Genomic DNA, 10,870 nt, shown 5'->3' on the forward strand with positions numbered 1-10,870 from the left:
TAACTAAAGGGGTGAGGCCGTGAGCAAAAAAGCTGCAGAAAAAACCGAAACTGTTCCACAATCCTATCAATACGATGCCATTATTATAGGCACCGGACCTGGCGGCGAAGGCGCCGCCATGAACCTCTCTAAAAGTGGTAAAAAAGTCGCGGTTATCGAACGCCAGCATGCGGTTGGCGGTGGCTGCGTTCACTGGGGCACCATTCCCTCAAAAGCGCTTCGCCATTCTGTCAGTCGTTTAATTGAGTATAAAGCGAATCCACTTTACCGTTTTACTGAGCGCCCGCAGCGCCATACCTTTCAAGATATTTTGCACCATGCCAGTGATGTGATCTCAAAACAGTCAACATTGCGTTCTAGCTTTTATGGTCGTAACCGCATTCACTTATTTCAAGGCGATGCCAGCTTTGTTGACGCGCATACAGTACAAGTCATTCACCAAGATGGTTCACAAGAGCTACTCACCGCTAAAACCATTGTAATAGCCACAGGCTCGCGTCCATACCGCCCACCAGGCGTTGATTTTAACCACCCTCGAGTCTACGACAGCGACACTATTTTAAGCCTTGAGCATAATCCTCAGCGCGTATTGATATACGGCGCGGGGGTCATAGGCTGTGAATATGCCTCAATCTTTAAAGGACTTGGCGCAAAGGTAGACCTCATCAACACCCGCGACCGCTTATTGGCCTTTATGGATGCCGAGATCTCTGACGCACTCAGTTACCATTTTTGGAATAATGGTATTGTTATTCGCCATAACGAAGAGTTTGCGAAAGTAGAGACCCATGACAAAGGGGTTATTGTGCATCTACAGTCTGGCAAGAAAGTACGTGCTGACTGTATTTTATGGGCCAATGGCCGCTCCGGTAATACCGAAACACTCAACCTTGCAAGCGTAGGCCTAAAGGCTGATAGCCGTGGCCAGCTTAAAGTCAACGAACACTATCAAACTGAAGTGGACAACATTTTCGCAGTAGGAGATGTGATTGGCTATCCCAGCCTAGCCAGTGCGGCGTTCGATCAAGGGCGTATTGCGGCCAATGCAATTGTGCATGGTGCCTGTGATGATCGTTTGATCACCGATATCCCAACCGGCATTTACACCATTCCAGAAATGAGCTCTGTTGGTAAAACAGAGCAAGAACTCACCGCTGCGCGCATTCCCTATGAGGTGGGCCGTGCCCAGTTTAAACATTTGGCTCGTGCACAGATCACAGGCACTGAAGTCGGTAGCTTGAAAATTTTGTTCCATGCAGAAACCAAAGAGATATTAGGTATTCACTGCTTTGGTGAACGTGCATCCGAGATCATCCATATCGGCCAAGCCATTATGGAACAAAAAGGAACGGGTAATAATATCGAGTACTTTATCAATACTACCTTTAACTATCCAACAATGGCCGAAGCCTATCGCGTTGCAGCATTAAACGGCATTAATCGTCTGCTGGATTAGCGCATCGTATGGCATGAATAAGCGTGACACCTTGAGCGTCACGCTTATTGTTATAAATTAAAACGATACTCCGCGCTGAGTCGCCACACATTATCGCTTTGCTTAGGTTTACCATTAAAAGCCTCGCGGTTTGCAACTGTGGTTGTCAGCCTCAAAAACTCACCGCCCACCAGCCAATTGCTATTAATTCGATACTTCACTGTAGCGGTCAGTGCATGGCCATCACTTTGGTTTGGGTCGAACTGCCAATCATCTTTATCGATGACTTTGAACTGCTCCCCCCGCATGGAAAAGCGCCACTCATCGCGCTGATGTGTGAGTAGCAAAAACCAACTATTAAAGTCATTATCGACGCCGCGATTGACTCCCATGGCGGTATTACCCAGCATGCCTTGTGCAAGTATATGCGTCTGCGGGGTTAACTTGTAACGCCAAGCTGCACTAATAAATTTAGTGTCCCACGCATACTGCCCAGTTCGGTAGTTGATCTTACTTGGATCGCCATTATTATCGTACCAATAGACATTGATCTCACTGCGGTTTGAAAATTCGCGATGATATCCAAGATAATAACCAAATCGGCCATCTACTTCCGAAAACGGTTCAACATGCTGTGCTTGATGTTGTAGCTGCGGTGTGTTCAACGACTCTACCGCGGCAAAGGGGAGACTTTCGTTAAACACCGACTGCCTATCATGCACGGTAAAACCTCGCCATGCGAGTAAAGTGCCAGCCGGATCATTCCCCTTAAAAACACCAAACACACCTTTGAATCCCTGACCGCGGCTACGACGCGTCTGCGGCTGCTCAATCGCGACTTCACCTCCAAATACTCGCACTTCCTCACCTATCCAAGCGTTGATGGCCGAATACTGATATGTATAGGGTGATGACCAGCCAATATCTGGGTTTTCAATAGAAAACTTCGGATAAAAGCCGCCCGCTCGAACAATAAAGCGGCGACCATTTTTAGGCAGTGTTCGATACTGCAAATACAGTTCTGTAAAGCCGAGCTTGTCACCTGGGTCTGGCACATACTGTGTTACCCCGTGCAAAGACCAAGCGCTGGCAAAATCTACACGCCAATCAATAGCGCCACGGCTAAGCGTAATATCTGACTCCCCTTTCCCAAAACGCGTAACGCCCCACCCAGGCTGATACCAAGCTTTACGATTATCATCATGCTGCCAAGTCGTTTGCAGTTGTCCTTGTCCAGAAATCTCAACGGCACCTGCTTTCCCTATCGCGAATAATGCCAGAGCGGCGCTTAGCTTAGTAATCATCGAAGCCATCGGAGAAATCCTGAAGTGGGGCAACCAGTGTTTGCTTAATTTGATAGGTAATTGCTTGAGTGTTGTTCACAGCAGAGAGCGGATGCTGTTCTATTTTGTCTATATTTTCGAATCTTTCATGCCATACATTCAGCTTAAGTGCGCTGGCTTGCTTGGCACCTAGGTCGATTGATACTTTGCCGCTGCTATCCGTTACCGCAAATAATGGGCTATCTACAACCACGATATAACCCAACATCCAATCGTGAATATTGCAGCCAAGCTCAACCACACCGGTTTGATCAAATAATACTTGTTTCGGGTCATCGCGATACAACTTAAGCTCGAATGGCTTTGCAGCAGAGAACGAATAGACGTGGTGCAGAATGGGATCTAAATTTGGAAACGAGACTTGTGTGCCAGCTTGCACCATCAAAATATGTGGCACAAACGCCTTATCCTTTTGCTCCATTTTATAATCTAGCATCGTTCTTTTGTTATCAAAGCTATCTCCTTGCAACCACACCGCGGCATTCGCGAGCGGCTGTTTATCAGCATCGACTATTTGCACTTCAAGGGCATTGACTAGACCGGCTTGTAGCATTGCCATCACAACAGCAATACGCCCAAAAATTGTTAGGTTTAGCATAAGCAGTTCAACCTATCCTTATTATTTTTCTTAGCTTGTCTACACTAGACCGAGCGGAATAATTATTACATTCATCGCATTTACAGCATGAATACGTATGCAACTTTTACGTGAACGTTAGCATACAACAGTAAGCTTAGCTTATGTGCAAAAGAACACGAATTTTCGTGCCGACAACAAGAAGGAAAAACTATGCGCCCCATGTCACTTTCCCTGATCGGATTAAGCTTGTTTACGACTACGAGCTTTGCCGCATCTTTAGCTGTGAGTTCGCCAGATGGCAAAATCACTTTTACCTTGAGTGATGATGATAGCCAGCCGACCTACCAAGTCAGCTTTAACAACAAAACCATTATTCAACCGTCTAAACTTGGTTTTGATTTCGCAACAGCTGCATCGATGCGCGATGGCTTAAGTATCACCACACATCAGCGTAATAGCGTCGATAGCAGTTGGCAACAGCCTTGGGGCGAAGCCCGAGTGATCCAAGATAAGCACAATGAGCTTGCTGTCACCTTTGCTAAGCAGGCAGACAAATCGCCGCAATATACTGTGCGTGTAAAAGTATTTGATGACGGTGTCGGCTTTCGCTATGAGGTTGCTCAAAATCAAGCGCTTAATATCACCAGAGAATTGACCGAATTCGCCTTTGCACAAAGTGATAAAAGTACCGCGTGGTGGATCCCTGCTCGTGGCTGGAATCGCTATGAATATGTATACAACACCACACCACTGCACGATGCCCCACATGTGCACACCCCGTTTACCTTAAAGAATCAAGACGGAGTTCATATCAGTGTCCATGAAGCGGCTCTAATTGACTATGCGGGCATGACCTTAAACCAACGTCGCCCAGGAACATTTGTTGCCGATCTAACACCTTGGTCAGATGGCGTTGCTGTCAAAACCAATGGTAAGTTCAATACACCTTGGCGCACCCTACAAATAGGCGATGAAGCCACCGACTTGTTGAACTCCCACCTTATTTTAAACCTCAACGAACCAAATAAGCTCGGTGATGTATCTTGGGTTGAGCCAGGTAAATACATCGGCATTTGGTGGGGTATGCATATCAACAAAAATACCTGGGGCAGCGGCGAGAAGCATGGAGCGACTACAAGGCGTACTAAAGAATATTTGAGCTTTGCCGCTGACAATGGCTTTGATGGAGTATTAGTTGAAGGTTGGAACATAGGCTGGGATGGCGACTGGTTCTTCAACGGTGATGTCTTTAGCTTTACCGACGCCTATGCTGACTTTAATATTGATGAAGTAGCCAAGCACGGAGAAAGAGTAGGTGCACGCCTAATTGGTCATCACGAGACTTCAGGTAACGTCAGCAACTATCGCAATCAAATGGAGGCGGCTTTCGCACTCTACGAAAAAGCAGGCGTTCGCCAAGTTAAAACCGGTTACGTAGCCGATGGTGGCAACATCAAACGCATTGATGCCAAGGGCAATGCCAGATTCGAATGGCACGACGGTCAATTTATGGCAAATGAGTACTTAGACAACGTCAAACTTGCGGCCAAGCACAAGATCAGTATCAATACACATGAACCAATCAAAGATACCGGCCTGCGTCGTACCTATCCAAACTGGATTGCGAGAGAAGGGGCAAGAGGGCAAGAGTTCAACGCATGGGGCACGCCACCAAACCCACCAGAGCATGTGCCAATGCTTGCCTTTACCCGCATGTTAGCAGGCCCAATGGACTTTACTCCGGGTATTTTTGACATGGGCTTCAACGGCCTTGGCGATAAAACCAACCGCCCACAAACCACCCTCGCCAAACAATTAGCGCTTTATGTTGTGCTTTATAGTCCAATTCAAATGGCGGCCGATTTGCCAGAAAATTACTTAGCAAAGCCAGATGCTTTTCAGTTTATTAAAGACGTACCCACTGACTGGGAACACAGTATCGCACTTGCAGGAGAAGTGGGTGACTATGTTGTCTTTGCCAGAAAGGAGCGCAAGCATAAACAATATAGTGGTAACGATTGGTTCTTGGGCGCAGTAACTGATGAGGAAGCGAGAGAAATTCCTATTACTTTAGATTTCCTTGAGTCAGGTAAAACCTTTGAAGCGCAAATCTACGCGGACGGTAATAAAGCCGAATGGAAACAAAACCCGTATGAAATGAATATTTACCGCAAAAAGGTAACAAGTGCCGACAAGCTGACATTAAAACTGGCTGCCGGCGGCGGCGTTGCTATTCGTTTTAAAGCGCTTTAAACATAAGGTGACTACCCAGCAGCTGGGTAGTCACCGCTTTGGGCTGTACATTTAGTAAACTATACAGTAGGGTAAAATAGTCTATTAAGACATTCTTATTTCAAAGGAAAATAATATGAAACTTACCCTAGCAAAGAAAAAACTAAAACAATTAGACTATCAACAAAGTCAACTTGCCGCAAAGCTCACACCGCAAGCAGCCGGTGGTAGAGGACCAGAAACCGGCGTTATGTGTGAAACGACTAATAACGATTACTGGTGTCAACGTCCAAGTTCGCCAGCTGTTACCTGCAGCGTGATGGAGCGCTGTTTATAATCATTTCCCACCATATATAGGCTAGATATTATAAAAATATGTAGTTAGCCTATTTCTCAGTCAAACTCTCTATATGCTCAACGGCCAGCTCTCACTCGCCGCCGAGCTGAGTTATAAGTAATAATTTACTGACATTGATAGCTTGGTGTTACACCATTAGCAACTTCCCATTTCGCTGTTAATAGCGACGCAGGGCCATTACTGTCATGGGATAGCTCCCAATTCATAATGCCACCGGCATTGAGCTTAGCGTACTGCGTTTTTGCGCGGATCGTCGGGATACCATTGTAGTAGCTGCTACCATCACTATCGCGACAGGCATTGGCAGGGTTCTCCTGCAGTAAGGTGCGATACGCTTTCCAAGTAGGTCTTGCATAAAATGGTACGCCTAATACCGTTTTTTCTTTACTGAGCCCACGACCTTGCCAGTAAGCTATTGAGTCTTTGGCGTATTGCATAGAAGCATGATCAGTATTGTTCGCGTCGTACGCCATCAAATTTAAAAAGTCGATATCTTGGAATACAGATTCCAACACGCCACCACCGGTATAGCCAAGCGCCACCACAGCTGCCGTCAAGAATTTACCTCTGGCGCGTAACTCAACGCTTAGTTCCTTCATCAGTAATGCATAGTTATTTGCTGAAGCACCGGGATCTGGATATTCCCAATCCATATCAACGCCATCTAGATTATGCTGCTCTACAAACGCAATGACCTCTTGCACGAAACGGGCTCTGCCTTGCTGTGAACTAGCGAATGTCTCAAATGCACTGTCGTCGCCCCCGTTCCAGCCACCAATGGCAATCCCCACTTTTACATTGTTGGCATGAGCTGAATTTACTAGCGCTGTCATTTTGCTTAAATTTTCAAGCGGTCTCAGTGTGCCATCTGCATTGGGTAGTAAAAATGAGTAATTGATATGGGTGAGTTTATCCAACTGAATATCACTCACGGCTCCCTGCCAACTTGGGAAATAGCCGACAATTTTAAAATTAGGATCGCCAGGAGGAACCTCGTCAGACACGACACTGAAGTTCACCGCACTCGATTCTCCTCGTGCCCCAGACACATCAGTTGCATAGACAGTTAATGCGCGATTACCTAGTCCCTGCGCTTGCCACATCACCTCATAAGGTGCACTGTTGTCAGAGGCGACAAGCGTGCCATCGAGATAGAATTCAACACTGTCGATTGCCGTGTCTTGCGGATGGCTTACTGCCGCCGCTAGGCTAACTGATGAACCCACTAACACTCGTGCGTTACTGCTTGGAGAGGTGACCGAAACCTGGGGCAATGGCGTTACAGGATCACAACTGCCGTTTGCTTGCCAGACATCATAAGTATTAGAATTTTGCGCTGGGTTTTGGTTTTGTGTCCACCATTTCGCGGTGTATTTAGCTGACTGATAGGTGACAGCATCACCACCTGTATATACCTGCTGTGATTGCCATTGTGTTAAGTTGCTACAGTCAACCGCCAGTGCAACTTCCATCGCGCCCAAGAGCGGAAGTGCAATTAATAAATTTGTATATTTCATTACCTTTTTCCATGTTGTATGTCGGCTAAAGCAAGTCGTGCCGAGTTTAAATAAATGTTAACTTGCGATTCTTAGCCTACCAGCATGGACAAATTTCGTACAACGTAACTCACTACGACCTTAGTCTAATGAAAATAGAAAATACTTCTCCTCTTTACGCCATTTATTCATCCGTGATTATGCTCGTTTATAAAATGTCCAACTAGTGCAGCGAGACTGTACAGATAAGGCTTAGCTCAGTATGCTTGCGGGTTTAGGCGCTATAAAGAGAATAATTAAGAGATGAGTACGGCATTTTCAAGACGATTTGTAACCTTAGTCGAGCAATTTGCAGGCGGCAATAAGCGCCAATTTGCCCAGTTAACAGGTAAATCCCCTTCCCATATTTACCGTATTTGTCGCGGCTTAAGTCGCCCTTCAATGATATATCTTGAGCACCTTTATAGCCTATTTGCCGTTGATCTAAACTGGTTACTCACCGGTGAACAACCCTTAGATAAACCACAAGGTCAGCTTAAAGATGAACTTACCCTCATACCTAAACTTGATATTGAGGCCAGTGCAGGTATGGGCAGTGTAATTGGTCATGAAGAAGTTACCGAGCAGTTTGCACTCAACCGTCGTTGGCTAAACTCCCATCTTGGCGTGTATTCAGAGAAGCTCGCCTTTGTCTCTATCCGTGGTGATAGTATGCAGCCCACGTTGCTAGACGGCGACATGGTACTCGTTGACCTTTCACAGAATCAACCCAGTAAAGATGCGGTTTATATCATTCAAACAGAAGAGGGTCTCATGGCTAAGCGAGTGCAACAAAAGCACTCTCAGCTCAAAGTGATCAGTGATAACCCTGATTACCCGAGCTGGGAGATCACCGCTGATAATGCCGACAGTCACGGCATTGCAGGGCGTGTTGTTTGGTGTGGTCGCAGTATCTAAACTGCAATGTCACTATTCGTGTGATGCTGGAGCATCACACGGATTTAGCCAGCTTTTCCTGCACATTGGCTGTATTCACAAATTGACTCAACACCAATGAGCACACCGCAAGTGCAGCACCAAAGTAAAACACTAAGGATTGATCGTATAACCATACTAAGCCAAAGCTTGCTGGGATCACTACTGCTGCAATATGGTTAATAGTAAAGCTAACCCCAGCTGTTGCTGCGATATCTTCTGGCCGAGCAATTTTTTGAAAATAAGTTTTGAGTGCAATGGCCATCGCAAAAAACAGATGGTCGATGACATAAAGCGCTGCTGCAAAGCTTGCTGACTCTACCAATGCATAACCAATAAATACAAAAATGAGTCCCACATATTCGATTGTCAGTGTTTTACGCTCACCAATATGCCCAATCATTTGACCAATTTTGGGGGCGATAAATATGTTTATCAAATGATTCAACATATAAAGCGCGGTGATCTGTGCAACATCAAAACCAAATTTTTCCACCATTAAGAAACCCGCAAACACCATAAATATTTGTCGTCTCGCACCCGAGAAGAAAATCAAGGCGTAATATAGGCTGTACTCTTTTCTCAAAATGAGCTTTTTATGCTGCGTAGTATGCATTTCAAAGGTTGGAAAGCCGATAAACATAAATAGCGCAATGATAAAGCCAACCCCTCCAATAAGCAGATACATCCACTGATAGTCTGCGGAGAAGTAGCTAAAACCCAGCCATATTACCGCATAGGTGATCAGAGAAGCGATGGATTTAATAGAGAGCAAGATACCTAGTTTGGCCGGTGCCTCACCTTTATTGAACCATTGTAAACTGAGAGATTGATTCAGCGTCTCGAAATAGTGAAAACCTATCGACATTAACACTGTAGTTGCATACAAACCATAAATAGTAGGCAACAAGCCGGTAATGGCGACGCCAAGCGACAGCAAACACAAGCTGATCAGTGCGAAGGTTTGCTCCTTTAACACCAATAAAACAAATACCGCTGTAAACGCTAAAAACCCGGGGATCTCACGCAGGGATTGCAACATTCCCATATTAGCGCCATTGAAGTTTGCGGCTTCAATCGCAAAGTTATTGAGCATGGCCATCCAGCCTGCGAATGTAACGGCCATAACTACGGTAGCGAGCACTAAGAAATTAAAAGGACTTTGCCATCCTTGAGAAGCATTCTTCATGATTATCTCCACATAAAGCACAACTATTAAAAAGTTATGGCTATAATATGGCCACACGTTAATTTCTGATATACATAATTATGCCAAGTTCTTTATCAAAACAGACAACTTCTCCTTGGCGTATTCAGCCCAAATATAAGCGCTTCTTAAAGCCAACCCTTGGCCGGCCAATCCTGCCAAGAGCGGTAAAAAAAGCGGAGTGGGAGCATGTTCAACGGCACCAACATGAGTGGGGGCAGCTTGCATATACAAGCAATGGAGTCATCACAATTGTAACTCCTGAAGGCACTTTCGTGATCCCTCCCGACCAAGCTTTGTGGCTACCTCCGGGCCTTCCGCATGAGACGTATTGTCGCTACGGTGGAGATTTTCGTAGTGTCTATATCGACAATAAATACACCGAGTTGCTAGGGAATAAAGCGAAGCTAATTGCGGTAGATGAACTACTGAAGCAATTTATACTGGAGATCTGTACTTGGCAGGAAGAGTACCACTTAGATGAAAAAACAGAGCGATTTATTACGGTCTTTATTGATAGATTAACATCAGCTACAACGTGCCACTTTTTTATTCCAAGTGCACAGGATGCTCGGATCTTACCCATTGTGACCGAGCTACATACAAATCCAGGATGCAAAATAAGCTTGGAGGCCTGGAGTGATCAAGTCGGCGCATCAACTCGCACACTCAACCGCTTATTCCACAAATGTTTTATGATGGGCTTCAGTGATTGGCGCCAGAAATTAAGAGCTATCAAAGCAATTGAGCTGTTGAAAGATGGATACTCTCAGCAACAAGCAGCTGAATATTTGGGTTTTGAATCTACCGCCGCATTTAGCAATGCGTTTAAAAAAGTCTTTGGCAAACCACCGGGACAGTACATTAAAAAGTAAGATAATTTGAGATCAATAAATACTTTCCCACTAAATATTATGAATGCACAAATCGGCGGGTAAACCGTCTCCCACGATACATGTTTATACTGTGGTGGGAGCGAGTCTATGGTAGGAGCGAGTTTACCTCGCGAGATTTTTAAATCTCAAATCTCTATACCCCAAACAGCAAAAAACCCGTCGCATTGCTGCAACGGGTTTCTCTTATTTGGCCCTGGCGATGTTCTACTTTCACATGGGTAATCCACACTATCATCGACGCTGTTTTGTTTCACTTCTGAGTTCGGCATGGGGTCAGGTGGGTCCAAAACGCTATAGTCACCAGGAAATTCTGTTCATCAATGAAGTCTCCTTCATCAATGTAAATCT

9 protein-coding genes and 1 rRNA gene are annotated in these 10,870 nt (G+C 45.4%); 5 read left to right on the top strand and 5 right to left on the bottom strand.

Annotation, left to right across the window (positions count from 1 at the left end):
- Positions 1–19: 19 nt before the first annotated feature.
- Complete coding sequence (gene sthA / locus ABMY45_RS22320) at positions 20–1,456, top strand: Si-specific NAD(P)(+) transhydrogenase (RefSeq protein ID WP_102055852.1); 1,437 nt, start codon at positions 20–22, stop codon at positions 1,454–1,456.
- Between the two features lie 50 nt (positions 1,457–1,506).
- Here sthA and ABMY45_RS22325 read toward each other — a convergent pair whose 3' ends face one another.
- Entirely contained in the window at positions 1,507–2,748 is a 1,242-nt protein-coding gene (locus ABMY45_RS22325; protein ID WP_174171026.1) for a hypothetical protein, read from the bottom strand.
- Positions 2,729–3,376, bottom strand: a complete 648-nt coding sequence (locus ABMY45_RS22330) for a methylamine utilization protein (RefSeq protein WP_174171025.1) — start codon at positions 3,374–3,376, stop codon at positions 2,729–2,731. Before ABMY45_RS22330 ends, ABMY45_RS22325 begins: the two co-directional genes overlap by 20 nt.
- A 201-nt stretch (positions 3,377–3,577) precedes the next feature.
- Here ABMY45_RS22330 and ABMY45_RS22335 point away from each other — a divergent pair, with 201 nt between their 5' ends.
- Positions 3,578–5,611: a glycoside hydrolase family 97 protein gene (locus ABMY45_RS22335; protein ID WP_227387658.1), complete on the top strand. Its 2,034-nt coding sequence runs from the start codon at positions 3,578–3,580 to the stop codon at positions 5,609–5,611.
- Between the two features lie 115 nt (positions 5,612–5,726).
- Entirely contained in the window at positions 5,727–5,927 is a 201-nt protein-coding gene (locus ABMY45_RS22340) for a hypothetical protein (RefSeq protein ID WP_010604304.1), read from the top strand.
- A 125-nt stretch (positions 5,928–6,052) separates the two neighbouring features.
- On the opposite strand, the gene ABMY45_RS22345 is transcribed toward ABMY45_RS22340, so the two are convergent.
- The gene (locus ABMY45_RS22345) at positions 6,053–7,465 is read right to left on the bottom strand and encodes a glycosyl hydrolase family 18 protein (protein WP_206472307.1); all 1,413 of its coding nucleotides are present in this window, start codon (positions 7,463–7,465) and stop codon (positions 6,053–6,055) included.
- A gap of 282 nt (positions 7,466–7,747) precedes the next feature.
- Between ABMY45_RS22345 and ABMY45_RS22350 the strand changes: the two genes are divergently transcribed.
- Positions 7,748–8,401, top strand: a complete 654-nt coding sequence (locus ABMY45_RS22350; RefSeq protein ID WP_010604302.1) for a S24 family peptidase — start codon at positions 7,748–7,750, stop codon at positions 8,399–8,401.
- A gap of 34 nt (positions 8,402–8,435) precedes the next feature.
- Here the strand turns inward: ABMY45_RS22350 and ABMY45_RS22355 are convergent, their stop codons facing one another.
- Entirely contained in the window at positions 8,436–9,608 is a 1,173-nt protein-coding gene (locus ABMY45_RS22355) for an MFS transporter (RefSeq protein ID WP_206472305.1), read from the bottom strand.
- Positions 9,609–9,688: 80 nt separating this feature from the next.
- Between ABMY45_RS22355 and ABMY45_RS22360 the strand changes: the two genes are divergently transcribed.
- Positions 9,689–10,501 carry a helix-turn-helix transcriptional regulator gene (locus ABMY45_RS22360; RefSeq protein WP_039491539.1) on the top strand — a complete coding sequence of 271 codons (813 nt, stop codon included), beginning with the start codon at positions 9,689–9,691 and terminating at the stop codon, positions 10,499–10,501.
- Between the two features lie 212 nt (positions 10,502–10,713).
- On the opposite strand, the gene rrf is transcribed toward ABMY45_RS22360, so the two are convergent.
- Positions 10,714–10,827 (bottom strand): 5S ribosomal RNA (rrf, locus tag ABMY45_RS22365).
- Positions 10,828–10,870: the final 43 nt, after the last annotated feature.

This window comes from Pseudoalteromonas sp. XMcav11-Q, assembly GCF_040104525.1.
Taxonomy (GTDB): domain Bacteria; phylum Pseudomonadota; class Gammaproteobacteria; order Enterobacterales; family Alteromonadaceae; genus Pseudoalteromonas.

What these genes read in the sequence shown, in the direction of transcription:
- ABMY45_RS22355 (WP_206472305.1), bottom strand. Translation starts at nt 9,608, where the DNA reads ATGAAGAATGCTTCTCAAGGATGGCAAAGTCCTTTTAATTTCTTAGTG.
- ABMY45_RS22345 (WP_206472307.1), bottom strand. Translation starts at nt 7,465, where the DNA reads ATGAAATATACAAATTTATTAATTGCACTTCCGCTCTTGGGCGCGATG.
- ABMY45_RS22335 (WP_227387658.1), top strand. Translation starts at nt 3,578, where the DNA reads ATGTCACTTTCCCTGATCGGATTAAGCTTGTTTACGACTACGAGCTTT.
- ABMY45_RS22350 (WP_010604302.1), top strand. Translation starts at nt 7,748, where the DNA reads ATGAGTACGGCATTTTCAAGACGATTTGTAACCTTAGTCGAGCAATTT.
- ABMY45_RS22340 (WP_010604304.1), top strand. Translation starts at nt 5,727, where the DNA reads ATGAAACTTACCCTAGCAAAGAAAAAACTAAAACAATTAGACTATCAA.
- ABMY45_RS22330 (WP_174171025.1), bottom strand. Translation starts at nt 3,376, where the DNA reads ATGCTAAACCTAACAATTTTTGGGCGTATTGCTGTTGTGATGGCAATG.
- ABMY45_RS22325 (WP_174171026.1), bottom strand. Translation starts at nt 2,748, where the DNA reads ATGGCTTCGATGATTACTAAGCTAAGCGCCGCTCTGGCATTATTCGCG.
- ABMY45_RS22360 (WP_039491539.1), top strand. Translation starts at nt 9,689, where the DNA reads ATGCCAAGTTCTTTATCAAAACAGACAACTTCTCCTTGGCGTATTCAG.